25 protein-coding genes are annotated in these 24,813 nt (G+C 62.5%); 14 read left to right on the forward strand and 11 right to left on the reverse strand.

Annotated features, from left to right (window positions below; translation table 11 throughout):
• Positions 1 to 42 precede the first annotated feature (42 nt).
• The 6 genes from IB277_RS33325 to IB277_RS33350 form a co-directional block, all read right to left on the reverse strand.
• Positions 43 to 1,476: an aldehyde dehydrogenase family protein gene (locus tag IB277_RS33325; protein WP_090298273.1), complete on the reverse strand. Its 1,434-nt coding sequence runs from the start codon at positions 1,474 to 1,476 to the stop codon at positions 43 to 45.
• Between the two features lie 16 nt (positions 1,477 to 1,492).
• On the reverse strand, positions 1,493 to 2,227 hold the full coding sequence (locus IB277_RS33330; protein ID WP_090298276.1) for an MBL fold metallo-hydrolase: 735 nt from the start codon (positions 2,225 to 2,227) through the stop codon (positions 1,493 to 1,495).
• Positions 2,228 to 2,231: 4 nt separating this feature from the next.
• A complete protein-coding gene (locus IB277_RS33335; protein ID WP_090298282.1) occupies positions 2,232 to 3,332 on the reverse strand; it encodes an ABC transporter ATP-binding protein in 1,101 nt (366 codons plus the stop codon).
• Positions 3,329 to 4,120: an ABC transporter permease gene (locus IB277_RS33340; RefSeq protein ID WP_034798882.1), complete on the reverse strand. Its 792-nt coding sequence runs from the start codon at positions 4,118 to 4,120 to the stop codon at positions 3,329 to 3,331. Before IB277_RS33340 ends, IB277_RS33335 begins: the two co-directional genes overlap by 4 nt.
• 2 nt (positions 4,121 to 4,122) lie before the next feature.
• Positions 4,123 to 5,004: an ABC transporter permease gene (locus IB277_RS33345; protein WP_110819504.1), complete on the reverse strand. Its 882-nt coding sequence runs from the start codon at positions 5,002 to 5,004 to the stop codon at positions 4,123 to 4,125.
• Positions 5,005 to 5,078: 74 nt separating this feature from the next.
• On the reverse strand, positions 5,079 to 6,173 hold the full coding sequence (locus tag IB277_RS33350) for an extracellular solute-binding protein (RefSeq protein ID WP_110819531.1): 1,095 nt from the start codon (positions 6,171 to 6,173) through the stop codon (positions 5,079 to 5,081).
• Positions 6,174 to 6,292: 119 nt separating this feature from the next.
• Between IB277_RS33350 and IB277_RS33355 the strand changes: the two genes are divergently transcribed.
• Positions 6,293 to 6,910 carry a TetR/AcrR family transcriptional regulator gene (locus IB277_RS33355; RefSeq protein WP_089045837.1) on the forward strand — a complete coding sequence of 206 codons (618 nt, stop codon included), beginning with the start codon at positions 6,293 to 6,295 and terminating at the stop codon, positions 6,908 to 6,910.
• 51 nt (positions 6,911 to 6,961) lie between these two features.
• Positions 6,962 to 7,354 carry a nuclear transport factor 2 family protein gene (locus IB277_RS33360; RefSeq protein ID WP_090298288.1) on the forward strand — a complete coding sequence of 131 codons (393 nt, stop codon included), beginning with the start codon at positions 6,962 to 6,964 and terminating at the stop codon, positions 7,352 to 7,354.
• 8 nt (positions 7,355 to 7,362) lie between these two features.
• Here the strand turns inward: IB277_RS33360 and IB277_RS33365 are convergent, their stop codons facing one another.
• The 4 genes from IB277_RS33365 to IB277_RS33380 all read right to left on the reverse strand — a co-directional run bounded on the left by IB277_RS33365 (position 7,363) and on the right by IB277_RS33380 (position 11,523).
• Positions 7,363 to 7,512: a hypothetical protein gene (locus IB277_RS33365; RefSeq protein WP_034798890.1), complete on the reverse strand. Its 150-nt coding sequence runs from the start codon at positions 7,510 to 7,512 to the stop codon at positions 7,363 to 7,365.
• Between the two features lie 134 nt (positions 7,513 to 7,646).
• A complete protein-coding gene (locus tag IB277_RS33370) occupies positions 7,647 to 8,561 on the reverse strand; it encodes a transglutaminase family protein (protein ID WP_034798891.1) in 915 nt (304 codons plus the stop codon).
• A 284-nt stretch (positions 8,562 to 8,845) separates the two neighbouring features.
• The gene (locus IB277_RS33375) at positions 8,846 to 10,159 is read right to left on the reverse strand and encodes an FAD-binding oxidoreductase (RefSeq protein ID WP_162731807.1); all 1,314 of its coding nucleotides are present in this window, start codon (positions 10,157 to 10,159) and stop codon (positions 8,846 to 8,848) included.
• Positions 10,156 to 11,523: a glutamine synthetase family protein gene (locus IB277_RS33380; RefSeq protein ID WP_034798892.1), complete on the reverse strand. Its 1,368-nt coding sequence runs from the start codon at positions 11,521 to 11,523 to the stop codon at positions 10,156 to 10,158. The genes IB277_RS33375 and IB277_RS33380 overlap by 4 nt, the downstream gene beginning before the upstream one ends.
• 189 nt (positions 11,524 to 11,712) lie before the next feature.
• On the opposite strand from IB277_RS33380, the gene IB277_RS33385 reads away from it, so the two are divergent.
• Both IB277_RS33385 and IB277_RS33390 read left to right on the forward strand, forming a co-directional pair.
• Positions 11,713 to 12,405 (forward strand): GntR family transcriptional regulator, encoded by a 693-nt coding sequence (locus IB277_RS33385; protein WP_034798895.1) that lies wholly within the window; start codon positions 11,713 to 11,715, stop codon positions 12,403 to 12,405.
• 317 nt (positions 12,406 to 12,722) lie between these two features.
• Positions 12,723 to 13,826, forward strand: a complete 1,104-nt coding sequence (locus IB277_RS33390) for a Xaa-Pro peptidase family protein (protein ID WP_090298294.1) — start codon at positions 12,723 to 12,725, stop codon at positions 13,824 to 13,826.
• A 59-nt stretch (positions 13,827 to 13,885) separates the two neighbouring features.
• On the opposite strand, the gene IB277_RS33395 is transcribed toward IB277_RS33390, so the two are convergent.
• Positions 13,886 to 14,137: a hypothetical protein gene (locus IB277_RS33395; RefSeq protein WP_090298298.1), complete on the reverse strand. Its 252-nt coding sequence runs from the start codon at positions 14,135 to 14,137 to the stop codon at positions 13,886 to 13,888.
• Positions 14,138 to 14,283: 146 nt separating this feature from the next.
• Between IB277_RS33395 and IB277_RS33400 the strand changes: the two genes are divergently transcribed.
• The 10 genes from IB277_RS33400 (at position 14,284) to IB277_RS33445 (ending at position 24,809) form a co-directional block, all read left to right on the forward strand.
• Positions 14,284 to 15,000, forward strand: a complete 717-nt coding sequence (locus IB277_RS33400) for a FadR/GntR family transcriptional regulator (protein WP_110819503.1) — start codon at positions 14,284 to 14,286, stop codon at positions 14,998 to 15,000.
• On the forward strand, positions 14,997 to 16,169 hold the full coding sequence (locus IB277_RS33405) for a PLP-dependent transferase (RefSeq protein WP_034798903.1): 1,173 nt from the start codon (positions 14,997 to 14,999) through the stop codon (positions 16,167 to 16,169). The genes IB277_RS33400 and IB277_RS33405 overlap by 4 nt, the downstream gene beginning before the upstream one ends.
• Before the next feature lie 69 nt (positions 16,170 to 16,238).
• On the forward strand, positions 16,239 to 17,501 hold the full coding sequence (locus tag IB277_RS33410; RefSeq protein WP_034798905.1) for a sugar ABC transporter substrate-binding protein: 1,263 nt from the start codon (positions 16,239 to 16,241) through the stop codon (positions 17,499 to 17,501).
• A 146-nt stretch (positions 17,502 to 17,647) separates the two neighbouring features.
• Entirely contained in the window at positions 17,648 to 18,583 is a 936-nt protein-coding gene (locus IB277_RS33415) for a carbohydrate ABC transporter permease (RefSeq protein ID WP_051659467.1), read from the forward strand.
• Between the two features lie 4 nt (positions 18,584 to 18,587).
• A complete protein-coding gene (locus IB277_RS33420; RefSeq protein WP_060520333.1) occupies positions 18,588 to 19,421 on the forward strand; it encodes a carbohydrate ABC transporter permease in 834 nt (277 codons plus the stop codon).
• Between the two features lie 11 nt (positions 19,422 to 19,432).
• A complete protein-coding gene (locus IB277_RS33425) occupies positions 19,433 to 20,500 on the forward strand; it encodes an ABC transporter ATP-binding protein (protein ID WP_034798909.1) in 1,068 nt (355 codons plus the stop codon).
• A gap of 204 nt (positions 20,501 to 20,704) precedes the next feature.
• On the forward strand, positions 20,705 to 21,091 hold the full coding sequence (locus tag IB277_RS33430; protein WP_034798911.1) for a cytochrome c family protein: 387 nt from the start codon (positions 20,705 to 20,707) through the stop codon (positions 21,089 to 21,091).
• A 240-nt stretch (positions 21,092 to 21,331) separates the two neighbouring features.
• Positions 21,332 to 22,174: a cytochrome c oxidase subunit II gene (locus tag IB277_RS33435; RefSeq protein WP_034798913.1), complete on the forward strand. Its 843-nt coding sequence runs from the start codon at positions 21,332 to 21,334 to the stop codon at positions 22,172 to 22,174.
• Between the two features lie 155 nt (positions 22,175 to 22,329).
• Positions 22,330 to 24,108, forward strand: coding sequence for a cytochrome c oxidase subunit I (gene ctaD / locus IB277_RS33440; RefSeq protein ID WP_110819502.1), 1,779 nt, complete (start codon positions 22,330 to 22,332; stop codon positions 24,106 to 24,108).
• On the forward strand, positions 24,105 to 24,809 hold the full coding sequence (locus IB277_RS33445) for a cytochrome c oxidase subunit 3 (RefSeq protein ID WP_090298306.1): 705 nt from the start codon (positions 24,105 to 24,107) through the stop codon (positions 24,807 to 24,809). Before ctaD ends, IB277_RS33445 begins: the two co-directional genes overlap by 4 nt.
• Positions 24,810 to 24,813: the final 4 nt, after the last annotated feature.

Genomic DNA, 24,813 nt, shown 5'->3' on the forward strand with positions numbered 1-24,813 from the left:
GGCCGCCGATTTCTCCGTCTGGCAGACGCGATAACTCGTTTGTCAGGCCGCGTCGGGAACGTGCACGGTCTTCACTTCGAGGAAGTCCTCAAGGCCGAACATGCCACCTTCGCGACCGTTGCCGGACTGCTTGTAGCCGCCGAACGGGCTGCCGTAGCGGTGCGGCCCGCCATTGATGTGCACCATGCCGGCGCGCAGGCGTCCGGCGACGCGCTCGGCCCGTTTCGGGTCACCTGTCTGCACATAGGCTGCGAGACCGTAGTTGGTGTCGTTGGCAACAGCGATCGCCTCCTCCTCGGTGTCGAAGGGGATGATCGCGAGCACCGGTCCGAAGACCTCCTCGCGGGCGATGCGCATGTCGTTGTTGACGTCGGCAAAGATCGTCGGCTTGACGAAGTAGCCGGTCTCGAAGCCCTCAGGCTTGCCGGCACCGCCCACAAGCAGGCGCGCGCCTTCGGCAATGCCTGCTTCGATCAGCGCCTGCACCCGGCCGAACTGGATGTGACTGACGAGCGGGCCGATATGGCCGCCCTCTTGCGTCGGGTCTCCGACTTTCGCCTCGCGGCCGACGCGCTTGGCGATCTCAACCACCTGGTCATAGACGCTGCGCTCCACCAGCATGCGGGTCGGCGCGTCGCAGGACTGGCCGGAATTGTTGAAGCATTCGAGCACGCTGCCGGTGACGCGGTCTTCGAGATCGGCGTCGGCAAAGACGATGTTCGGCGACTTGCCACCGAGCTCCAGCGTCACGCGCTTGACGGTCTCGGCGGCATCCTTGCTGACGGCGATGCCGGCGCGGGTCGAGCCGGTGAACGACATCATGTCGATATCGGGATGCTTCGACAGCGCCGCACCGGCATTGATGCCGTCGCCGTTGACGAGGTTGAAGACGCCGGCCGGGAAGCCCGCCTCATGCACCATTTCAGCGTAAAGCATGGCGTTGAGCGGCGTGAACTCGCTCGGCTTCAAGACGCAGGTCGAGCCGGTCGCAAGTGCGGGCACCACCTTCAGCGCGATCTGGTTGATCGGCCAGTTCCAGGGTGTGATCAGACCGCACACACCGATCGGCTCGCGCAGGATCACGTCACCGTTCGGCAACCGGTCGCGGGTCTTCAAGCGCTTCAGTGCATCGATGAAGCCCTGCAGGTGACCAACGCCGACATCGGCCTGCTGTTCGCGGGTCATGGTCTTCGGCGCTCCGAGTTCCATGGTGATGGTGTCGACCATCTCGTCATAGCGGCGCTTGTAGACGGCAAGCAGCTTTTCGAGCAGCGCCAGGCGCTCCTCGACGCTCGTCTGGCTATAATTGGCAAAGGCCTTCTTGGCGGCGGCAACCGCTTGGTCGATATCCGCGGCCGTGCCCATGGAGATCACCGCAACCGGCTTTTCCGTCGCCGGGTTCAGCACCTCGAGATCGTTGGCGACGATGGGATCCACCCAGGCGCCGTTGATGTAGAACTTGCGTTTGTCGAGCATTCGCTCCTCCTTCCCGTCAGTTTGTCTTTTGTTTTTCGGCAAGCCATTCAAGGATTAGCGCTCGGTAACGCTCACCCGAAAAGCTCGGAAAATGTCCGCCGTGAACGATACGCACGGGTATCTTCAGCAGCCGTTCCATCGACGCCAGATAGTCGTCGGCATTGGAATGATAGGTGTCCTCGATCAGCGGGCCATCGTAGAGGATGTCGCCGGAGAACAGGATGCCGGTCTTCGCCTCGAAGAGCGCAATGCCGCCGGGCGAATGGCCGGGCGTGTGGATCACCTCGAAGACCCGGTCGCCGAGATCGATACGGTCGCCATCCTCCAGAAGCCGCGTCGCCGGCGCCGCCTTCACCGCATAGGTGGTGGAGGCGTAGGGCTCGGGCGGCAGCGCGTCGAAGATCTCGTCGGCGACGTAGGGGTCGGCGAGCGTGTTCTTGCGCGTCGGATGCGCCAGCAGTTCCGCCTCGGCCGAATGCACGCAGCGGCACTCGAACTCGTGATGGCAGCCGATATGGTCGAAGTGGGTGTGGCTGGCGACGGCGTCCAAGGCGCGTTCGGTGACGAGGGGCACCCATTGCCGGAGCGACACGACACCCATGCCGCTATCGACGAGCATATCGCGGTCGCGGCCGCGCACATGCCAGATGTTGCAGCGGTAGAATTCCTGGATATAGGGCTCATCGATAGCGGTGACGCCGTCGTCGAGCCGCCTCACCCGGTACCAGTCCTGAGGTGCAATTCTCTGCATCGTGCTACGCATGTCCACCCGTGGCGGGCAAGGCTACGACGTCGGCGGCGCGCACGGCAAGCGGCACAATCTCGCCCTCGCGCACGCTTGCCGATTGCGGCAGGTGCGCGACCAGCGCCCTCGTGTCCGCCGCACAGGGCTGCAGGTGGCAGCGGTAATGCGTGCCGAAGAAAGCGCTGCCGGCAACCCGCGCCTCACCAAGCGCCACTGTCGGACCCTCTGCCTTGTCGTCAGCGCGGAAGTGTTCCGGCCGGATGGTGAGCGTAATCCGGTCGCCGGTCTTCGGCGACGATGCGGTAAAGTTGCCGGTCGGCAGCGCCAGGCTGCCGAGCGGGGTTTCGACACGGGCGGAGCTGGCGTCCGCCGCCGCCACACGGCCGGAAACGAAATTGACCTCACCCATGAAGCCCGCCGAAAACAGCGAGCGCGGGCGCATATAGATCTCCGATGGCGGGCCAAAATCCTCGATACGGCCCTGGTTCATCACCACGATCCGGTCGGCGATCGCCATCGCCTCTTCCTGGTCGTGGGTGACGTGCACGAAGGTCGTGCCGACGCGCTTTTGGATCGCCTTCAGCTCGTCCTGCATCTGGCGGCGCAGTTTCAGGTCGAGCGCGCCGAGCGGTTCGTCGAGAAGCAGCACATCCGGGTCGACGGCAAGCGCGCGGGCGAGCGCCACGCGCTGGCGCTGGCCGCCCGAGAGCTCGTGCGGCCGCTTGCCGGCGGAAGCCTTCAGACCGACGAGATCGAGGAAACCGAGCGCCTTTTCGTCCCGCTCGGCCTTGGCAAGGCCGCGCATCCTGAGGCCAAAACCGACATTGTCGACAAGGCGCATGTGCGGAAACAGCGCATAGTCCTGGAACATCGTCGTCGTCGGACGCTTGGCCGGCGCCACATAGGTCATGTCCTGCCCCGCGATCGTCACGCGTCCCGCGCTTGGCGACTGAAAGCCGCCAAGGATCGACAGAAGCGTGGTCTTGCCGCAGCCGGACGGCCCGAGCAGCACGATGAACTCGCCAGCCCGGATATCGAGGGAAACGTTATCCAGGGCCGTGAAGGTACCGAAGATCTTGCTGACGTTTTCGATCGAGACAGGAGCGGTCATTGTTTCTTCGTCCTTCCGAACAGGGAAAGCTCAAGGATGAGGAGCACGGCGACAGAGGCTAAGAACACCAGCGAGCCGATGGCATTGGTCTTGGGGTTGAGGCCGGAGCGCAGCATGCTCCAGATCTCGACGGGCAGCGTCACGTCGAAGCGCGACAGCAGGAAGGCGATGATGAACTCGTCCCAGCTGAAGGTGACGGAAAGGAAGAAGGCAGCAAGGATCGACGGCATCAGCATCGGCGCCGTCACCAGCGCCATCACTTTGAAATCGTTGGCGCCGAGATCGCGCGCCGCCCGCTCGATGTTGATGTGATGATCCCCCATCGAGGCATAGATGATGGCAAAGCAGAGCGGCAGGTTGATCACCACATGGCCGATGCCGACCGTCATCAGCGACAGCGGGATATGCAGCGCGTTCATGAGCGACAAAAGGCCAAGCGCGATGATCAGGTAGCTGACCGTCATCGGCGCGATCAGCAGTCCCCTTTGCAGCGCCGAGCCGGGCAGCTTGTAGCGCGCGAGCGCATAGGCTGCGAGAAAGCCGAGCAGCACGGAGATGACCGAGGAGACGAGCGCCACGACCATCGAGTTACCAAGCGCTGCCATCAGCTTGCGGTCGGCGAAAACCGCCTCGTACCATTGCAGCGAAAAGCCGTTGAACGGCGGCACCGGCAGGCGACCATCCTGGAACGAGAACAGCACCAATACGGCAACCGGCAGGAAGATGAAGGCATAGACGAGGACGAGATAGGTCCAGGAGAGCACGCTTGCGGAGATCTGGCGCAGCATCGTCAGGCCCTCTCGATCTTCAGCCAGCGAGCGCAGGCGAGATAGGCGACGGTGACGGCGAGCATCAGCACGATCGACAGCGCCGCTGCCATCGGGAAATCCGCCCGGCGCCCGAGCTGCAGCATGATGATCTGCGGCAGCACCAGCTCGTTGTTGCCGCCGAGGATCTGCGGCGTGACATAGTCGCCGATGCAAAGCACGAAGGTAAGGAAGGCGCCGGTCATGATACCGGGCAGCGTCAAGGGCAGCACCACATGCCAGAAGGTCTGGAAGGCATTGGCGCCGAGGTCTGCGGCCGCGCGGCGGTAGTTTGGCGAAAGCTGGATCAGGTTGGAATAGATCGTCAGCGTCAAAAGCATGACGAAGAAGTGCACGAAGCCAATGACCGTGGCCGTGCGCGTGCTCGCCAGCTCCAGCGGCTCGGAGATAAGGCCGATGCTCATGAAGACCTGATTGATTACACCGTTCTTCGATAACACCAGCAGCCAGGAATAGGAGCGCACCACATAGGAGGTCCAGAACGGCAGGATCGCCAGGATCAGCGCCATGCGCTGCAGCCGCTTCGGCACGCGCTCGGCGATGATCCAGGCGAGCGGATAGGCGAGCAGCACCGAGATCACCGTGACGATAACGGTGATTTCGAGCGAGTTGACGAGCCCCCGGAACAGCGCGTTTTCGGAGAAGAAGCGGACGTAGTTGTCGAAGGTCCAGGCATGGACGATGTCCCGCCCTTCCCGCTTCCAGAGGCTCATCGCCGCCATGAAGGCGAAGGGCACGACGAAGAAGGCGACGGTCCACAGAAGCGCTGGAGCAACGAAGCCCCAGGCCTTGCGCCGGTCGGCGTCTTCAAGCGCTGTCGCTGATGTCAAAGCGGTGTCTGCCATTACCGTTCCAGATCAAAGGATTTCGGCGAGCGAAGAAGAAGGGCGAGCGCGACACATCGCGCCCGCTGCTTTCATTACTGCTGCAGCATTTCCGTCCAGGCGTCCTGGAACTGCTGGTCGAGCTCGGCCGACGGGATCGGATAGAGCTGCGTCTTCTTCAGATATTCGGCCTGCTGGTCGAAGCGCAGGGCCGCCTTCTGCTGGTCGGTCAGGTGTTCACCCGCCTTGGCATTGGCCGGCATCGCCCAATAGCAGGATGAGGTCGCAAGCCGCGCCTGGCCCTCGGGGCTCACGATGTACTGTACGAACTTCAGCGCCAGATCCTGCTTGGTCGAATCCTTCATCACGCCGATCGACTGCGCCCAGCGCACAGCGCCCTGCTCGGGGATGGTCCAGTCGAGGCTGGGCTTGTCGGCCGAGAGAACAGCGGTGATCCATTCGCCGCCGCCGACGAGAATGTCGACTTCGCCGGTCGCAAGCGCGGTCTGCGATGAGACGACGTCGCTCACCTGCTTGGAAACGGCCCGCATTGCCGCGAGCTTTTCCTTGATCGCCGGCATGTCCGCGTCGCTCAGATCGGCGGTCTTCTTGCCGAGGCCAAGCCCGACGAGACCGATCATCGGCAGATAGTAGTCGTAGAGCGCTATGCGGCCCTTGTATTTATCCGACCAGATAACCGAAAGGTCCTGCATGTCCTTTGGGTCGACCTTCGTCTTGTCGTAGGAAATCGTGTTGTAGCCGAACTTCTCGGTGACGGCGTAGGTCTTGCCGTCCTTGGTGTTGTTGGCCTCCATGCGCACTTCCGGGAAAATGTCGGCGGTCGGCAACGCATGGGCCGGCATTTCGGCAAGCAGATCAAGGTCGATGGCCCGGTGCACGTCGACGCCGTCGATCACGAGCACGTCCCAGTCGCCCGGTTGCGACTGGTCGAGGATCGAGAGCCCTGCCCCGGTACCCTCATAAACCTTGACGTTGACCTTCACGTCATTGGCCTTCTCGAACGGCTCAAGAAGCGCCGGATCGGTGTGGTCGCACCAGACGAGCGCATTGAGCTCTTCCTGGGCAAAGACCGGCGCGGGGGCCGCGACCGTCGACAGAGCGGCGATCGCGATTGCGGCCGTGGAGGAGAAAAAACGGCGCAGGCGCGCACCGTCACGAACTGACTGCATCATGCTGTTGCCCTCTTGTTTTGACGCTCGTTTCGGCGTCTTCAAAAAAAGATTGAATGAATTCATTTTTTAAGTCAATCTCAATTTTGAACCAATTCATAATTCGGGGAAACACTGGAATGACAGGGCTGCGCGCACGGCAAAAGGCGGATCGCAACAGGCGAATTCTCGACGCCGCCGCCGTGCTTTTTCGCGAAGTCGGCTACGACAGCGCACGCATCGAGGACATTGCCGAGCGCGCCGAAATTTCGGTCGGAACCTTCTACAACTACTATGAAAACAAGGGCGACATCCTGCTTGCGACCGTGTCGATGGAAGTCGAGGAAGTGCTCGCCGGCGGCGGATCGATCGTCGACAACCCGCCCGCCTCCGTCATGGGCGCCTTGGACGCGCTGATCGGCGAATACTACGATCACTCGCTCTACTATCTCAGCAAGGAGATGTGGCGCACCGCGATGGCGATCGCCATCCAGCAGCCGGAGAGCCCGTTCAGCAAGCGCTACACCGAACTCGATCGTCGGCTATGCGAGCAGGTTTCGACGCTGATCCGCAAACTTCAGGCCAAGGGCGTCGTCGCACTTGATGTCGATGCCGAGGCGGTCGGCGAGATGTTCTTCAACAATCTCAACATGATGTTCACCGAGTTCGCGAAGCGCGAAACCATGTCGCTCGACGATCTCAAAGCGCGCGTCTCACGCCAGAACCGCCCGCTGGCGACGCTCATTGCAGTGCGCTGACCATCACGAAGACCACCGGAGCAGTCTGCTTCCGGATAAAGAGGGAACCCCATGAAAGATCTCGAACAGTCGGTGCTTCAGGCCGCCGACCAGCTGGTTGCCGCTTTCGCCAGGCATGACCGGACAGCCTATTTCTCCGCGTTCGCGCCGGATGCGACCTTCATCTTCCACACGCTCGACCGACCGCTGAAAAGCAGGGCGGAGTACGAGGCCGAGTGGTCGCTTTGGGAGGAACGGGACGGTTTTCGCGTGCGCGCCTGCCGGTCGAGCGAGCGAAATGTGCAGACGGTGGGCAATGTCGCGGTCTTCACCCACCGGGTCGAGACCGAACTGGAATTCAATGGAGAGCCCGCAACCGCGGACGAACGGGAAACGATCGTGTTCGAGCGGAAATCGTCAGGAGAGTGGCTTGCCGTGCACGAGCATCTGTCACGGCAAAGCTGAGGCAGCCGTCAGAAGGCGCCGACGACGACGGCGCTGACGAAAGAGAAGGCGGCAACGATGGCAATTGCGTGCGGAACGAGATGAACATGTGAGCGGCGTTGCGGTGTGGTCCCGTAGAGTGCGTAGCGGGACTGGATCATCGGTTTCGCTGCGTTCATCGCGTCTCTCCGTTCCTGCGAGGGCCACGGCCCATCGACTGTCTTGTTCTCCTATATTTTCCATTGAGTTTGTAGATATTAAATTCCGCAAATCGCATAAATCGTAAAAAATCGGTTCGCCGCCATCGCGCTCATCAATGGCGGTTGCGGTCGCGGTCCTGAAGATGCTTCGCCCAGGTTTCGCTGAACCATGGGGTGAGCAGCGAAACGTCGGAGGCACGATGCGAGCCTTTGAGCGCGCTATCCGTTTCGACGCAGGTCCAGACGGTGAAAGCGGTGAGCTCATGTTTGCCGAAGGTCTGGATCAGCGGAATGTCGGCGGCATCACGGCCGCGGGCAACCGCGATGCGCCCCGCCCGCCGCTGGTTGTTCTTGGCGTCGAACGTATGCCAGCGATCGCCGAGATAGACCTCGAACCAGGCATTGAAATCCATCGGCGCAGGATGTTCGCTCGCGGGGATATCGGCCATATAGCCGTTCACGTAGCGCGCCGGCATGTTCATGCAGCGACAGAGGGTGATCGCCAGATGGGCGTAGTCGCGGCTGACACCGACGCGATCCTCATGCGCCTCGAGTGCCGTGCGCATCGCCTGCGCATAGCCGTAGCTGAAAACGAGGCGTTCATGGACATAATCGCAAATCGCCTGGACGCGCTCCCAGCCGGCTGGCACATCGCCGAACAGACGCCAGGCAAGCGCGCCAAGCCGGTCCGTTTCGCAGTAGCGGCTGGCTGCAAGATAAGGCAGCCACTCGGCGGGCAGGTTCTCGACCGGCACCGCATCCGCCAATGGGTCCGTGGCGTCGAGCCTGCCGTCATCCTCTATCACCGCATCATAGCAGAGCTTGAAATCGCCCTCGGGCACAGTCATCCGGAAGCAGGTGTTGCCATGCGGATCAGTGATCTGCTCCATCTTCACGATCGGCGAAGAGACTGGACCATGCTCGCGCCGCAGGCATGAGCGCCGTTCCGGCACGACGGAAAGATAGGTCATCATCGGGGTCGGCTGCGGGCAACGAATGCCGATTTCATAGCCAAAGCGCACGAACATCGCGAGGTCTCCCAGGAAATCAATCGGGAGCGACAGGCTCCCCGTTTGCTTGCCCGCAGCGACAGGCGGGCGATCCTTGGTGACCGATTCAGCAAGCGCCAGATGCGGGCGGTCACAGGGCAGAGACGCAAAGGCCCACTTTGAGACGGCGGACCCCTGCCGCAGAAGGTCGATACTATCGCATCGCCAATCAGGACGGAAACACATTCGACGCGAGATCGACCGCGGACCGCCGCCGAGACGGCGGTCCGCCCGGCCAAAACGCCGCTGCGCGCGGATTGTTCCTAGAGCCCGGCCGCGTCCTTGAACTGGTACCACCAGGAACCGATGGTGGAATACTGCGCCCGGAACATGCGCCCGCCCGGGAACGGATACCAGGGCAGCTTCTCGAAGACATCATAACGCGTGGTGTCGCCGTCGATCGCCTCGGCGAGCGTGCGGCCGAAGAGGTGCGAACCGGTAACGCCGTGGCCGCTATAGCCATGGGCGAAATAGGTGTTGGAGCCGATGCGCCCCATCTGCGGCACGCGGGTGAAGGAGAGCGCGAAATTGCCGCTCCAGGCATACTCGATCTTCACGCCCTTGAGCGCGGGGAACACCTTTTCGAGATTGGGCTTCAGCTTGGCGACCACGTCGGCCGGATCGGTTCCACCATAGACGGTACCGCCACCGAAGATCATGCGCTTGTCGGCCGAGAGCCTGAAATAGTCGAGGATATAGCGCACGTCCTCGACGCACATGTCGCTCGGGATCAGCGAATGGGCAAGCTCTTCGCCGAGCGGCGCCGTGGTGATCATCTGCGTCGAAACCGGCATGACGCGCGAGACGAGCTTCGGCACGGCATCGCCGAGATAGGCATTGCCGCAGAGAACGACGATGCGCGCCGAAACCTCGCCGCCTTCAGTATAGACGGTCGGCCGCGCCGCCTCGTGGTCGACACGTGTCACCGGCGACTGTTCGTAGATCGTGCCGCCAATGCTTTCGAAGGCACGGGCCTCGCCGAGTACCAAATTGAGCGGATGCATGTGGCCGCCGGTCGTGTCCAGCATGCCGCCGCAATAGGCATCCGACTTGACGAGCTTGGCGAGCGCGTCACGGTCGAGCAACTGGTGATCGTCCATGCCGTATTTGCGCCAGAGCGCCTGCTTGGCTTCGAGCTCCTTCATATGCGCCGGCGTATAGGCGGCGTAGATATTGCCCGGCTTCAGGTCGCATTCGATCTGGTACTGGCTGACGAGGCGGCGGATGATCTTGCCGCCCTCCTGCACCAGCCCGCCGATGAAGCGCGCCGCATCCTCGCCGTAGCGGCGCTGGATGGTCGCGAGACTGGCATTGAGGCCGTTGACCACCTGACCGCCGTTGCGGCCCGAAGCGCCCCAGCCGACCTGCGCGCCCTCGATGACGACGACCTTGTAGCCTTTTTCGGCAAGGTGGATCGCCGTCGACATACCGGAATAGCCGGCGCCGACGACGCAGACATCGGCCTCGACCCGGCCCTGCAGCCGGACCGGCGTGCGGATGATGTTGCGGGAGGCGGCGTAGTAGCTGGTCGGGTAGCTGCCGTCACCGGCATAGGATTTCTGTTTGGTAAGCATCAGACGATTTCCAGATAGGCGCTGAATTCGTAGTCCGTGACCTGCTCGGCAAAGCCCGCGATTTCCTGGCGTTTGCAGGCGATCAGCATCGAGCGCAGCACGGGATCGAAGATTTCGGCGGCAATCGGTCCTGCCTCGAAGCTGTCGACCGCTTGCCCCCATTCCGAGGGAATTTTGGGCAGTTTCTCCGCTGCATAGGCCCGACCCGAAACCGGCGCCGGCGGCTTCCACTTGTTGCGGATGCCGACCAGGGCAGCACCGAGGATCGCGGCGATGACGAGATAAGGATTGGAGTCGGCACCGGCGACGCGGTGCTCGATACGCCGCGCGGCAGGATTGCCGCCGGGAATACGGATGGCCGAGGTACGGTTCTCGTAACCCCAGCAGACGGCGGTTGGCGCGTGCGTATCCGGCCGAAGTCGCCGGTAGGAATTGAAATGCGGCGCAAACAGCAGCGTCGTCTCGGCCATGCCGCGCAGTAGACCGGCGACGGCGTTCTTCAGCATCGGCGAGCCCTCGTCGCTGCCGTCGTTGAAGACGTTGTTGCCCTCCTCGTCGAGCAGGCTGAAATGGATATGCATGCCATTGCCGGAACGGGTGCCATAGGGCTTGGCCATGAAGGTCGCGGCGAGCCCATGCTTGCGCGCCACGCCCTTGACAATGCGCTTGAAGAAGATCGCGTCGTCGGCCGCCTTCAGCGGGTCGTCGGTGTGGAGCAGGTTGATTTCGAACTGGCCGATGCCGTTCTCGGCGATCGCCGCATCCGCCGGCACGTTCTGCCGGGCGCATTCCTTGTAGACGTCGGAAAAGAACTCGCCGAAATCGTCGAGTTCGTCGATCGAGAGGATCGCATCGGAATCGAGACGTTTGCCGGTATAGGGCGAGATCGGCGGCACTGCGCTGTCCGGCTCCGGGTCGATCAGGTAAAACTCCAACTCGGTCGCGACGACGGGGCGAAGGCCGAGCTCCTTGTACTCACGCACGACCGCCGCAAGGGCCTGGCGCGGATCGGCGAGAAACGGCTTGCCGTCCTCAAGCTGCAGCCAGAGCGGCACCAGCGCGCTCGGCCGCGAGGTCCAGTTGACCGGCAGCGCGCCGCGGCCGGTGACACCGCAGATGCCGTCGCGGTCGCCGCTCGCAAACACCTGCTCGCTGTTGATGATGTCCTCGCCCCAGACGTCCACACCGACGATCGAGAGCGGCATGCGGATGCCGCCGCCGAGCACCTTGCCCGCCTGCTCCACTGGCACGCGTTTGCCCCGCATGATGCCGTTGAGGTCGCAGACGACGGCCTGGATGCTTTCGATCGGCCCGTTCTGCTCGAGCCATGCCTTGAATGCGCTGGGATCTTCCGCGTCGAGCGACATATCGCAAATCTCTTTTTGTGATCACATTTTCCGAAAGTTGACATAATTCTGGAATTGGAGTCAAGCAGCGGCAGTGCTATCAGGCGTTTGACGTAGAGCGGCGCGCGGAAAAGTGTATGCAGGCGTTTGCCAAACACCGCTCTCGCTGATGAGAAAGCCATCGCAATTCGGGCAAAAGGACATGCGCACTTGAAACCCCTTGTCTTACCGCCACTTGCGCGCCCCGACGGCATGACCACGCATGACTATGCCTTTCACCGGCTGCGCCAGGCGATCATGGTCGGCGCGTTCCGACCCGGCACCTCCGTCACCATCCGCGGTCTGGCCGAGGCGCTTGAAAGCAGCCCGACCCCGGTGCGCGAGGCGCTTAGACAGCTGACCTCGATCGGCGCGCTGCAGTTCCTCGAAAACCGCCGCATCGTGGTGCCGCACATCACGCCCGCCCGCTTCGAAGAACTGATCTCGTTGCGCATCGCGCTCGAAAGCCATGCGGCTCGCCGGGCCGTCGCTCATCTTTCCGAACGTCAGATCGAGAAGATCACGGCGATCGACGACAGCATCGAGACGGAGATCCGTCGGGGTGACAAGGTGGCGGCGCTGATCGCCAACCAGGCGTTTCACCGAATGATCTATACGGCCAATCCCGATGCGGTCGCCGTGCCGCTGATCGAGAGCGTCTGGCTGCAGCTCGGCCCGATCCTCGGCATCGCCATGGAACACGTGACCGAACTTTACGTGGTCGACCGCCACCGCGAGGCAATCGAGGCGCTGAGGCGCCGGGATGAGAACGCTGCTGCCGACGCGGTCGCTGCCGACATCCGTGAGGGTATCGGCGGCTTCGACCAACAGGCGGTTGCACGGTTGCTGCGATTGGCTGCCTGAGGCGATGCCGTCATAAATTTTAGTGTGACTAAAATTCCATATTGACAACGCTCAGCCACAGCACCAAAGTCGTGCAAATACAGACGCATAGCGACGGGAAGCGACCAGCCTCCCGGCCTCATGTTCGTGCATTCGAGGGGGAGGTGTCCGCTTGAAGAGCCAGAGATCCAAGTCCCGCCGCAAGACAGGCGCGGGCCTCAGGCATTCCCCGTAGCCGACGACGCGCCGATCTCCGGTGCTCCTTTCCCCCTCACCTTCGGCCACGGCCGCATGACCGGCTGTGGCATCTGATTTCTCAAGCCAGAATTGGAAACACCATGAAGGAACTCACCAAGAGCCGTTTTGCAGCACTCCGCCGCACGATGGCCGAAAGCAATGTCGGCCTCGTCGCGTTGGCGCCGGGATCGCATATGGATTGGCTGATCGGCTACCATCCGCATCCCGACGAACGCCCGTGCCTGCTGCTCATCGGCCCGGAGAAGGAAGCGTTCCTGATGCCGGCGCTCAACGCCGAAGGCACGCGCGAGCACACCGATATCGCCTTCCACAACTGGGCCGATGACGTTGGCCCGAGCGACGCCCTGACCGCAGCGCTTGCCGATGTCGGCGCCGCAAAGCCCGGTCGCGTCGTGCTCGACGAAACCATGCGCGCCGATTTTGCGCTGCTGCTGATCGATGCGCTGCCCGCCGATACCGCGCGCGAATTCACCCCGGCGACGCTCGGCGCGCTCCGCATGCGCAAGGACAAGAGCGAGTACGCGCTTCTGAAGATGAATGCCGGCATCGCCGATCGCGCCATGCAGGCGGCATTCTCCAAGATCCGCCCGGGCATGACCGAGAAGGAACTGGCCGCCGACATCCGCGCGCACTTCGCCTCGGAAGGTGCGGCACCGGCCTTCTGGATCGTCGGCGCCGGCGGCAACGGCGCCTTCCCGCATCACTCCGCCAGCGAGCGGGTGATCGAGGAAGGCGATGCCGTCGTTATCGACATCGGCGGCCGCAAGCAGGGCTTCCCGAGCGACATTACGCGCATGGCGATCGTCGGCCGCGCGCCCGAAGGCTACGGGCAGATCCACACGATCGTCGAAAGGGCCGTCCAGGCGGCACTGAAGGCGGCTCGCCCGGGCGTGCTCGCCAAGGAGGTTGATGCTGCTGCCCGCAGGGTGATTTCGGACGCCGGTTATGGCGAGTACTTCGTCCACCGCACCGGCCACGGCATGGGCATCGACGGCCACGAGCCGCCCTATATCACCGCGACCTCGGAAACCGTGCTCGAAGAAGGCATGGTCTTCTCGATCGAGCCCGGCATCTATCTCCCCGGCCGCTTCGGCATCCGGCTCGAGGATATCGTTATCCTCCGGGAGGATGGGCCGGAGGTTCTCTCCTCACTCCCCCGCGACGTTCACGTCGCGAAGGTCTGATCAAAGTTGCGGCGCCCCAGGGCGCCGCTTCTCTTTGCGCTCTTCGTCGAGCCCTGCGGCTATTGAACCGGCCGCTTGCGCGGCTTCGCGAGCTCGCTCCCCTTCTTGCCGGGTTGCTTCTTGTAGACGGGCTGCTGCTGCTCGACCGGTGGCCAGATCCAGTAATAGCCATAGGGCTTGCGCTGGATCCCCTCGTAATACTCGCCCTTCCGCGTCCGCATCTGAGCCTCGGCATCCCCCGTAGCCGCCACCATGACGAAGAACGCGCCGAGCACGGCTGCGACCACGAACTGATATTCCGATTTCATCATCACCAGAGCTCCTTGCCTCCCTTGTCTACGCCTGAGGCGAGCGGGGTCAACAGTTGTGCGTCTATCAGTTCTTGCTTGACGACCCCAACTGGCTTGATCATATTGGTGAGATGTCAGACCAATTTGGCCTCTGGGGAGGGAGCCGAATGAATGAACCGGCAAGAGCGGCACTAATGCCCCTGCCCCCGGCCGACCGGGCTCAGCAGGTGATTGCCGCGTTGGCTGACTACATAGAACAATCGGGCCTGAAACCCGGCGAACGCCTGCCGGCCGAGCGCGAGCTGATGACGGCGCTGGCCGTCGGCCGCTCCACGGTCCGTGAGGTCATTCGCCACTTCCAGGCACTCGGCGTCGTCGAGGCGCGCAAGGGCAGCGGCACCTATCTCTTGCGCACGATCTCCGGCGCGACCGTCCATATGCCGCTCACGCTCGACGCGGCGCATCTGCGCGACGTGCTGTTGATGACGCTCGAAGTGCGCCGCGGCATCGAGGTCGAGGCCAACATGGTCGCCGCCCGCCGGCGAACCGATGAAGACCTGAAGATCATCGAAATCAGGCTCAACGAAATGGAGCGCGTGCATATCGCCAAGGGCACGTCGGGGCCGGAAGACCTGGCCTTTCATCTGGCGATCTACGACGCCACCCACAATCCGCTCTTTCGCCAGCTGCTCGAGCAAATGCGCGAGGCCTTCGAGCGCTTTTGGGACCATCCTTTCGACCGAACGGATTTCGCCCGTCGCTCCTTCCCGTTCCACCGCACCCTCTTCAACGCAATCGCTGCTCAGGACCCTGAGACCGCGCGCGAAGAAACGCTGAAAATCCTCGCGATCGTCGAGGAAGACATCAAGGAAATGTCCAAATGACCAACGGCCTCGATCCGTTCGACCATGCCTCGCTGATCGTCGCGCATGACGAAGGCCACGCCTTCGACGCCGTCGTGCCGCCGATCGTGCAGACCTCGCTCTTCACCTTCAAGGACTATGACGATATGGTCGCCTCCTACCGGGGCGAGCGCGTGCGGCCGATCTATACCCGCGGCCTCAACCCGACTGTGCGCATGTTCGAGGAGATGCTGGCGAAACTCGAAGGCGGCGAGGACGCGATCGGTTTTGCGAGCGGCATGTCGGCGATCTCCTCTACCGTGCTCTCCTTCGTCGAGCCGGGCGACCGGATCGTTGCCGTCAACCATGTCTATCCCGATGCCTTCCGCCTGTTCGGCACGCATCTGAAGCGCATGAAGATCGAAGTGACCTATGTCGACGGCCGCGACGAGGAAGCAGTCGCCAAGGCGCTGCCCGGCGCCAAGCTCTTCTACATGGAAAGCCCGACGAGTTGGGTAATGGACACCCACGACGTCGCTTCCCTTGCCCGCCTGGCGAAGGACCAGGGCATCATCACCGCGATCGACAACAGCTGGGCGAGCCCGATCTTCCAGCAGCCGATCTCGCTTGGCGTCGATCTCGTCATCCATTCGGCCTCGAAATATCTCGGCGGCCACTCGGACGTCGTCGCCGGCGTCGTCACCGGATCGAAGGAACTGATCGGCCGCATCCGTTCCGAAGCCTATCCCTATCTCGGCGGCAAGCTTTCGCCCTTCGACGCCTGGCTCTTGATCCGCGGTCTGCGTACCTTGCCGATCCGGATGAAGTCGCACGAGCGCTCGGCGCTTGAAGTCGCGCGCCGCCTGCAGGCTCACCCGCTGGTCGAGACCGTCTGCCACCCCGGCCTTGGCAACACGTTGCCGCCGGGCCTTTCCGGCACCTCCGGCCTCTTCTCCTTCATCTTCCGCGAGGGCGTCGACGTCAGGCGCTTCGCGGACCATCTCGAACTCTTCAAGCTCGGCGTGTCCTGGGGCGGGCATGAAAGCCTCATCGTGCCGGGCGAAGTCGTGCTGTCGCAGAAAGCCCAGCCCAATTCCGCGGCCGCCTTCGGCATCTCGCCGCGATCGGTACGGCTCCATGTCGGTCTGGAGGGAACGGAGGCCCTCTGGAGCGATCTCGAAGCGGCGCTCGCCGTCGCTTCGACTGACTGACTGGAGCGGGATGAGGATCCCGGTCCGCCCACTTTGAACCAAAACCAACGAAGAAAAGAGGGAACAGAAATGAAGAAACTGATCACTGCCACGCTTCTCGCCAGCCTCATGGCTGGAAGCGCGCTCGCCGACACCAAACTGAAGCTCGTCGAGGTCATCACCAGCCCCGAGCGCACCGAGACGCTGAAGTCGATCGTCGCCAAGTTCGAGGCCGCCAACCCCGGCACGACGGTCGAGATCATCTCGCTGCCCTGGGGCGAAGCCTTCCAGAAGTTCGCGACCATGGTTTCAGCCGGCGAACTGCCTGACGTCATGGAAATGCCCGACACCTGGCTGTCGCTCTATGCCAACAACGGCATGCTCGAAAGCCTCGAGCCCTACCTCGCCAAGTGGGAACACACCGGCGGCCTGACGGAACGCGCGCTCGAACTCGGCCGCGACGTCAACGACACCGCCTACATGCTGCCCTACGGCTTCTATCTGCGCGCCATGTTCTACAACAAGAAGCTCTTGTCGGAAGCCGGCGTCAACGAGCCGCCAAAGACCATGGACGATTTCGTCAAGGCGTCGGAAGCCGTCTCGAAGCTTCCGGGTAAGTCCGGCTACTGCCTGCGCGGCGGTCCGGGCGGCCTCAACGGCTGGGTGATGTTCGGCGCCACCATGGCCGGCAGCAACACCTTCTTCAATGAGGACGGCACCTCGACCATGAACAGCGAAGGCTGGGTCAAGGGCCTCACCTGGGTGATCGATCTCTACAAGAAGGGGCTGGCGCCGAAGGACAGCGTCAACTGGGGCTTCAATGAAATCGTCGCCGGTTTCTACAGCGGCACCTGCGCCTTCCTCGACCAGGACCCGGATGCTCTGATCGCGATTGCCGAGCGCATGAAATCGGAAGACTTCGGCGTCACCACCATGCCGAAGGGCCCGAGCGGCAAGGCTTTCACAACCATCGGCTTTGCCGGCTGGTCGATGCTGTCGGCAAGCCAGAACAAGGACCTCTCCTGGAAGCTGATCGAGACGCTCGAAGGGCCGGAAGGCAACATCGAGTGGAACAAGCGCACCGGGGCGCTTCCGGTACACAAGTCGGCCGAGAAGGATCCCTTCTATGCCAGCGCGCAGTTCAAGGGCTGGTTCGACGAACTTGCCGACAAGGACGTCGTCCTGACTGTGATGCCGACCTACCTCGAGGAATTCGCCTTCTTCAAGGACTCGCTTGCCATCAAGACGACCCAGGAAGCCTTGCTCGGCGATATCACGCCGCAGCAACTCGCCGACCAGTGGGCCGACTACCTCACCAAGGCACAGCAGAAGTTCCTCGCCAGTAAGAAGTAAGCTTTTGGCCGGCGGCGGTTCGCCGCCGCCGGCCCTCATAACTCTTTGAGCGGAATGAAGTGTGCGCGGTCTCCGCCCTTCCCGCTCCGACCTAGAATCGAGGCACGCCCGAAAAACCGGCGGCCGCACAGGGGAAATTTCGATCGATGGCCTATGTCGCCCGCCAAAGCGGCCTGCCGGCAAGCAGGACGCCGCTGAAGAAGCGCATCGCCGATGGCGCCGCACCCTATCTCTATAGCGCGCCGGCGCTGATCCTGATCGTCACCGTGATGCTGGTGCCGCTGGTGCTCGGCGTCTCCTACGCCTTCCGCGATATCCAGCTCCTGAACCCGTTCTCCGGCGCCTATATCGGTCTTGATCATTTCCGGGCGCTGTCCGAGGACCAGGCCTTCTATCGGGCGTTGCGCAATACGCTCTGGTGGACCGGTGCCTCGGTCTTCTTCCAGTTCGTTTTCGGTCTGATCCTCGCATTGCTGCTCGACAAGCCCTTCTACGGCCGCGGCCTCGCCCAGGCGCTCGTCTTCCTCCCGTGGGCGGTGCCGAGTTTCCTCGCCGGCCTCAACTGGGCCTGGCTGTTCAATCCGGTCGTCGGCCCCCTGCCGCACTGGCTCTTCGGCCTCGGCATCATGAGCGAACCGAACAACATCCTGTCCGACCCGCAGCTTGCCATGTGGGGACCGATCATCGCCAATGTCTGGTGGGGCATACCCTTCTTCGCCATCACGCTGCTAGCAGCCCTTCAGGCGATCCCCCGCGACCTCTACGAGGCCGCCAGCATTGACGGCGCCGGCCCAGTGCAACGTTTCCTGTCGATCACCCTCCCCTTCCTTGCGCCGACGATCGCCATCACCATCCTCTTGCGCACCGTCTGGATCTCCAACTTCGCCGATCTCATCATCGTCATGACCAATGGCGGACCGGCCGACCGCACCCAGATCGTCGCCAGCTACATCTTCACCCAGGCCTTCAAGCGGCTGGATTTCGGTTACGCCTCGGCGATCGCGCTCGTGCTCCTGGCGCTGCTGCTCGCCTATTCGATGCTGATCGTCATCCTGCGGCAATGGCTCCTGAGCAAGGATTGAACCGATGCGCGCCAAACCTCTTTTCCTCATGATCGCGCACCGGCTGGCAATCCTTGCCTACATCGCGTTTGCGCTCTTCCCGCTCTACTGGCTGCTGAAGGTCGCCGTCACGCCCAACGATCTGCTCTACTCCGAAGGCATTCGAATGTGGCCGTCGCGCGCCAGCCTTGAGCACTTCGATTTCGTGCTCCGCCACAGCGCCTTTCCGGTGTTCTTCAAGAACAGCCTGATCGTCTCGGGTTCCACCGCCGTCATCGTCACCATCCTCGCCTCGCTCTCGGGCTACGCCCTGTCGCGCTTCAATTTCCGCGGCAAGTATTGGCTGGTGGCGCTGATGCTCCTGACGCAGATGTTCCCGCTGGTCATGCTGGTGGCGCCTATCTTCAAGATCCTCTCGCCGCTCGGGCTGACCAACAGCCTCACCGGTCTTGTCATCGTCTACACCGCCTTCAACGTACCGTTTGCCACTTTCCTGATGCAGTCGTTCTTCGACGGCATCCCGAAGGATCTGGAGGAGGCCGCGATGATCGACGGCGCCACCCAATTCGTCGCCTTCCGCCAGATCATCCTGCCGCTGACGCTGCCCGGCATTGCCGCAACGCTCGGCTTCGTCTTCACCGCAGCGTGGAGCGAGCTACTGTTCTCGCTGATGCTGATCTCCGGCAACGATCAGGCGACGTTCCCCGTCGGGCTTCTGTCCTTCGTGTCGAAGTTCTCCGTCGACTTCGGGCAGATGATGGCCGCCGGCGTGCTCGCGCTCATCCCCGCCTGCCTCTTCTTCCTGCTCATTCAACGCTATCTCGTCCAGGGCCTCACGGCCGGCGCGGTCAAAGGCTGAGGATTGTTCTCATGGCTTCCATCGATATCGCCAATATCCAGAAATCCTACGGCATCCACCCGGTCCTGCACGATGTCGACCTGAAGATCGGCGACGGCGAATTCGTCGTGCTCGTCGGCCCGTCAGGCTGCGGCAAGTCCACGCTTCTGCGCATGATCGCCGGGCTCGAAAGCGTGACCTCGGGTGAAATCCGAATCGCCGGAAAACGCGTCAACGAACTGGCCCCGAAGGACCGCGACATCGCCATGGTGTTTCAGTCCTACGCGCTCTATCCGCACATGTCGGTCGCCAAGAACATGAGCTACAGCCTGAGGCTGAGGAAGGTCGCCAAGGAAAAGATCGCAAGCGTCGTCTCGGGCGCTGCCGCCAAGCTCGGTCTCGACCCGCTGCTCGAACGCCGCCCCCGTGCACTTTCGGGCGGACAGCGCCAGCGCGTCGCCATGGGCCGGGCCATCGTGCGCGAACCCAAGGCGTTTCTCTTCGATGAGCCGCTCTCCAACCTCGACGCGCGCCTCCGCGAGCAGATGCGCGCCGAGATCAAGAAGCTGCACAAGGACTTGGGCGCCACCTCGATCTACGTCACCCACGACCAGATCGAGGCTATGACGCTCGCCGATCGCATCGTCGCCATGAACGGCGGCTTCGTCCAGCAGGTCGGAAGCCCTCTTGATCTCTATGACCGCCCGGCCAATCTCTTCGTGGCCGGCTTCATTGGGTCGCCAGGGATGAACTTCTTCGAGGGAACCTATCGCAACGGTACCGCCCCGCGCTTCGAAACCGAAGGCGGCATCATCGTTCCGGCCCAGCCGCATCCTGCCTTGACGGACGGCGCCAGGGCGACGCTCGGCATCCGGCCGGAGCATGTCGAGATCGGCGTCGAAGGCCCGGATGCGCTGAAAGCCAATGTCGACCTGGTCGAACCGACGGGCTTCGGCATCATCCTGCACCTCTCCTTCGGCCGTGCCGGCTTCAAGGCGTTTACCAACGACCGCCGGTTCCTCAACGTTTCCGGCTCGCTGCCCGTACGCCTGCCGGTCGAGCGGCTGCACTTCTTCAACGCCGACGGCAATCGCGTCTGAGCGACGGCAGCGACATGGCGAAAATTTAGGCGCATCCGGCAAGCCGGCCGGCTGCGCCGGTTGACTTCCACAAAGCGAGGCGTACCGTCGTCGTGTCGCAAGTATCAACCGCCGTGGCGCCAACTTAAGAGAAGCAAGCACCGCCAAAACGACAGATTGACGATAGCCTTCCTTGCCTGCGCCCGGCGATATTGAGGAAGTGTCATGCGAATTCTTGTTGTTGCCCTTGCCTTTTCGACAACGATGCTCTGTCCGTTCGCTGCCCTTTCGCAAGAGGGCGATGCGGCCGCCGGAGCCACCGTCTTCAAGAAATGCGCCGTCTGTCATGTGGCCGACAGCGACACCAACAAGGTTGGGCCATCGCTCAACCATCTGTTCGGACGAACGGCAGGCACTCATGCCGACTTCAGCTACTCACCGGCGATGATCGATGCCGGCAAGGGTGGACTCGTCTGGGATGAGGCGCATCTGCGCGACTATCTGCACAATCCAAGGACCAAGGTGAAAGGCACGAAAATGGCCTTTGCCGGTTTGAAAGATGATACGGATATCTCCAACCTCATCGCCTATCTCAAGCAGTATTCGCAGTAACCTGCGGAGACTAAACGCAACCGCTGCTCGCACGGAGGCGGCGAATTGCGACTGTTCGAGGTTCGTGTAATAATTGCAGCTACAGCACCGCGTGTCTGACCAGACGCGCAAAGGTCGCTGTAGAACTTTGAATTCCTGCATGTTTTGCCGTTTGATCGGCGACGATTAACGGAAACATGCAGAAGGCTCTACGGATTGCGTATTCATGCCCACAGCCGCCAGCGGCGAGGAGGGACAGAAATGGCCGTGGTAGTTGTTCTGGTTTTGGTGGCCGTCGGTTCGGTGTTGTTCCATCTGTTGAGCCCATGGTGGTGGACGCCGATCGCGTCCAACTGGAATTACATAGACAATACGCTCATCATCACCTTCTGGATTACCGGCGTCGTCTTCGTCGCCGTCGTGCTTTTCATGGCCTATTGCGTCCTGCGTTTTCGGCATCGCCCGGGAAACCGGGCCGCCTATGAACCGGAAAACAGGAAGCTCGAAGGGTGGCTTGCCGGCGGCACCACGCTCGGCGTCGCCGCCATGCTCACCCCCGGTCTTTTCGTCTGGCACCAGTTCGTGACCGTGCCGGACGGTGCGGCGGAGGTAGAAGTCGTCGGCCAGCAATGGTTGTGGAGCTTCCGGCTGCCCGGCGCCGACGGCAAGCTCGGTACGTCGGAGACCCGCGACATCACCCCGGAAAATTCGCTCGGCCTCAACCGCAACGATGCGGCCGCCCTCGACGACGTCGTCATCGAAGGCGGCGAGCTGCATTTGGAGGTCGGCAAGCCGGTCAAGATCCTGCTGCGATCGGTTGACGTGCTGCATGATTTCTACGTGCCGGAGTTCCGCGCCAAGATGGACATGGTGCCGGGCATGGTCACCTATTTCTGGCTGACGCCGACGCGCACCGGCACGTTCGAGGTGCTGTGCGCCGAACTCTGCGGCACCGGTCACCCACAGATGCGCGGCACCGTCGTCGTCGACAGTGCCGCCGATTATCAAGCCTGGCTCTCGCAACAGACGACATTCTCGCAATTGCAGGCAAAGGCAGGAACGAAAGAAACGGCGCAGGCAGTGAATGCCGCCCCGGCGCAATAACAGGCGCCCCGACGGCCAAAGCGGGATGAGGAAAAGTGCTCGCGATATCCGCCCGCATCCCGCTCGTGAGGAGACGCAATTCCATTGTTGGACGTGCGGAATTGCAGGTTCAAGGCGTTGGATCGAGATGATCCGGTGTTGGGAGGTTCTCGCAGATGGTCGATATCCGGTCAGGCACGGGCGAACAGATTGGCCCCGCGGAAGTGGAGGACGTGGAGCTCTATCATCCCCATAGCTGGTGGACGCGTTATGTCTTCAGCCAGGATGCGAAGATCATCGCCGTGCAATATGCCTCGACCGCGATCGCCATCGGCATGGTCGCCCTCGTGCTCTCCTGGCTGATGCGTCTGCAGCTCGGCTTTCCCGGCGCCTTCGCCTTCATCGATGCGGAACGCTACTACCAGTTCATCACCATGCACGGCATGATCATGGTGATCTATCTGTTGACTGCGCTCTTCCTCGGCGGCTTCGGCAACTACCTGATCCCGCTGATGCTCGGCGCGCGCGACATGGTCTTCCCCTATGCCAACATGCTGAGCTACTGGCTGTATCTGCTGGCCGTCCTCGTGCTCGTCGCGAGCTTCTTTGCACCGGGCGGGCCGACCGGCGCCGGCTGGACGCTCTATCCGCCACAGGCAGTACTTTCCGGCACGCCCGGCGGCAAGGACTGGGGCATCATCTTGATGCTCTCCTCCCTCATCCTATTCGTCATCGGCTTTACCATGGGTGGCCTCAACTATGTCGTCACCGTGTTGCAGGGGCGCACGCGCGGCATGACCTTGATGCGCATGCCGCTCACCGTCTGGGGCATCTTCACGGCGACGGTGATGGCGCTTCTCGCCTTCCCCGCCCTCTTCGTCGCCTGTGTCATGATGCTGTTCGACCGGGTGCTCGGCACCAGCTTCTTCATGCCGGCGATCGTCGAGATGGGCGAGCAGCTGCAGCATGGCGGCGGCAGCCCGATCATGTTCCAGCACCTCTTCTGGTTCTTCGGCCATCCGGAGGTCTACATCGTCGCCCTGCCCGCCTTCGGCATCGTCTCCGATCTCATCAGCACCCACGCCCGCAAGAACATCTTCGGCTACCGCATGATGGTCTGGGCGATCGTCATCATCGGCGCGCTCTCCTTCATCGTCTGGGCGCACCACATGTATGTCAGCGGCATGAACCCCTATTTCGGCTTCTTCTTCGCCACCACCACCCTGATCATTGCCGTGCCGACGGCGATCAAGGTCTACAACTGGGTGCTGACGCTCTGGCGCGGCGATATCCATTTGACGCTGCCGATGCTGTTCGCGCTCGCCTTCATCGTCACCTTCGTCAATGGCGGGCTGACCGGTCTGTTCCTCGGCAATGTCGTCGTCGATGTGCCGCTCTCCGACACGATGTTTGTCGTCGCCCATTTCCACATGGTCATGGGCGTTGCGCCGATCATGGTGATTTTCGGGGCAATCTATCACTGGTATCCGAAGATCACCGGCCGCATGCTCAATCAGGCGATGGGGCAGATCCACTTCTGGGTCACCTTCGTCGGCGCCTATCTGATCTTCTTCCCGATGCACTATCTCGGGCTGATCGGCATGCCGCGCCGCTACTATGAGATGGGCGAGACCGCCTTCGTGCCGGCATCCGCCCACACGCTCAACGAGTTCATCACCATCATGGCGCTGATCGTCGGCGCCGCCCAGATCGTCTTCCTCTTCAATCTCATCTGGAGCATCCGCCACGGCCGCGAGGCCGGCGGCAACCCCTGGCGGGCAACGACGCTCGAATGGCAGACGCCGGAAACGCCACCGCGGCATGGCAATTGGGGTAAGGAGCTGCCGGTCGTCTACCGCTGGCCCTATGACTACAGCGTGCCGGGTGCAGCGGAAGATTTCATTCCGCAGACTGAGCCGGGTTCAGTAGGCCACGCGCCGGAGGGTGCCTCATGAACGTCACCCTCGTCTTCCTGGCGGTGATCTTCGCGATCGCCGCCTGGTGGCTCAGCCGGCAGCGGCTGTTCTCGAAACCCTGGCTGGAGGTCGGCCACGCCCACGATCCCCGTCCGCGCGGTAGGCCTTCGATCCCGCCTGCAAAAATCGGCCTTGGCGTCTTCCTTGCTGTCGTCGCCGCGCTCTTCTCTCTCTTCATCAGCGCCTACTTCATGCGCATGGCCTCCACCGACTGGTGGTCGACGCCGATGCCGAAGATCCTCTGGCTGAACACCGCCATCCTTGCGCTTGGCAGCCTGCTTCTGCATGCGGCCCGCGTCACTGCCGAACAGCATCGTAACGAGGCGAGCCGCACGGCGATGATCGCAGCCCTTGCCGCCGGTCTCGCCTTCCTCGCCGGCCAGGTCTTTGCCTGGCGGGAGTTGACCGACGCTGGCTTCCTGCTCGCCGACAATCCGGCCAACAGCTTCTTCTACATGATCTCGGGCATGCATGGCCTGCACATCCTCGGCGGCCTGTTCGCGCTTACCCGGGTCATCGTCAAGACGCGCACCGGCCCGATGGGCGAAAGGGCCGTGCTGTCGATCACGCTCTGCGCCACCTACTGGCATTTCATGCTGGCCGTATGGCTGGTGCTTTACGCGCTCTTTTCCGGCTGGGCCAACGACTTCGTCGAGCTCTGCCGGTCCCTCTTGACTTGAAGGA

It is taken from the genome of Ensifer sp. ENS07 (assembly GCF_014852185.1).
In the GTDB taxonomy this organism is placed as follows: Bacteria; Pseudomonadota; Alphaproteobacteria; order Rhizobiales; family Rhizobiaceae; genus Ensifer; species Ensifer adhaerens.

Excerpts from the sequence above, each read along its gene's own strand:
- IB277_RS33325 (WP_090298273.1), bottom strand. The coding sequence starts at position 1,476 with ATGCTCGACAAACGCAAGTTCTACATCAACGGCGCCTGGGTGGATCCC.
- IB277_RS33330 (WP_090298276.1), bottom strand. The coding sequence starts at position 2,227 with ATGCAGAGAATTGCACCTCAGGACTGGTACCGGGTGAGGCGGCTCGAC.
- IB277_RS33335 (WP_090298282.1), bottom strand. The coding sequence starts at position 3,332 with ATGACCGCTCCTGTCTCGATCGAAAACGTCAGCAAGATCTTCGGTACC.
- IB277_RS33340 (WP_034798882.1), bottom strand. The coding sequence starts at position 4,120 with ATGCTGCGCCAGATCTCCGCAAGCGTGCTCTCCTGGACCTATCTCGTC.
- IB277_RS33345 (WP_110819504.1), bottom strand. The coding sequence starts at position 5,004 with ATGGCAGACACCGCTTTGACATCAGCGACAGCGCTTGAAGACGCCGAC.
- IB277_RS33350 (WP_110819531.1), bottom strand. The coding sequence starts at position 6,173 with ATGCAGTCAGTTCGTGACGGTGCGCGCCTGCGCCGTTTTTTCTCCTCC.
- IB277_RS33355 (WP_089045837.1), top strand. The coding sequence starts at position 6,293 with ATGACAGGGCTGCGCGCACGGCAAAAGGCGGATCGCAACAGGCGAATT.
- IB277_RS33360 (WP_090298288.1), top strand. The coding sequence starts at position 6,962 with ATGAAAGATCTCGAACAGTCGGTGCTTCAGGCCGCCGACCAGCTGGTT.
- IB277_RS33365 (WP_034798890.1), bottom strand. The coding sequence starts at position 7,512 with ATGAACGCAGCGAAACCGATGATCCAGTCCCGCTACGCACTCTACGGG.
- IB277_RS33370 (WP_034798891.1), bottom strand. The coding sequence starts at position 8,561 with ATGTTCGTGCGCTTTGGCTATGAAATCGGCATTCGTTGCCCGCAGCCG.
- IB277_RS33380 (WP_034798892.1), bottom strand. The coding sequence starts at position 11,523 with ATGTCGCTCGACGCGGAAGATCCCAGCGCATTCAAGGCATGGCTCGAG.
- IB277_RS33390 (WP_090298294.1), top strand. The coding sequence starts at position 12,723 with ATGAAGGAACTCACCAAGAGCCGTTTTGCAGCACTCCGCCGCACGATG.
- IB277_RS33395 (WP_090298298.1), bottom strand. The coding sequence starts at position 14,137 with ATGATGAAATCGGAATATCAGTTCGTGGTCGCAGCCGTGCTCGGCGCG.
- IB277_RS33400 (WP_110819503.1), top strand. The coding sequence starts at position 14,284 with ATGAATGAACCGGCAAGAGCGGCACTAATGCCCCTGCCCCCGGCCGAC.
- IB277_RS33405 (WP_034798903.1), top strand. The coding sequence starts at position 14,997 with ATGACCAACGGCCTCGATCCGTTCGACCATGCCTCGCTGATCGTCGCG.
- IB277_RS33410 (WP_034798905.1), top strand. The coding sequence starts at position 16,239 with ATGAAGAAACTGATCACTGCCACGCTTCTCGCCAGCCTCATGGCTGGA.
- IB277_RS33415 (WP_051659467.1), top strand. The coding sequence starts at position 17,648 with ATGGCCTATGTCGCCCGCCAAAGCGGCCTGCCGGCAAGCAGGACGCCG.
- IB277_RS33420 (WP_060520333.1), top strand. The coding sequence starts at position 18,588 with ATGCGCGCCAAACCTCTTTTCCTCATGATCGCGCACCGGCTGGCAATC.
- IB277_RS33425 (WP_034798909.1), top strand. The coding sequence starts at position 19,433 with ATGGCTTCCATCGATATCGCCAATATCCAGAAATCCTACGGCATCCAC.
- IB277_RS33430 (WP_034798911.1), top strand. The coding sequence starts at position 20,705 with ATGCGAATTCTTGTTGTTGCCCTTGCCTTTTCGACAACGATGCTCTGT.
- IB277_RS33435 (WP_034798913.1), top strand. The coding sequence starts at position 21,332 with ATGGCCGTGGTAGTTGTTCTGGTTTTGGTGGCCGTCGGTTCGGTGTTG.
- ctaD (WP_110819502.1), top strand. The coding sequence starts at position 22,330 with ATGGTCGATATCCGGTCAGGCACGGGCGAACAGATTGGCCCCGCGGAA.
- IB277_RS33445 (WP_090298306.1), top strand. The coding sequence starts at position 24,105 with ATGAACGTCACCCTCGTCTTCCTGGCGGTGATCTTCGCGATCGCCGCC.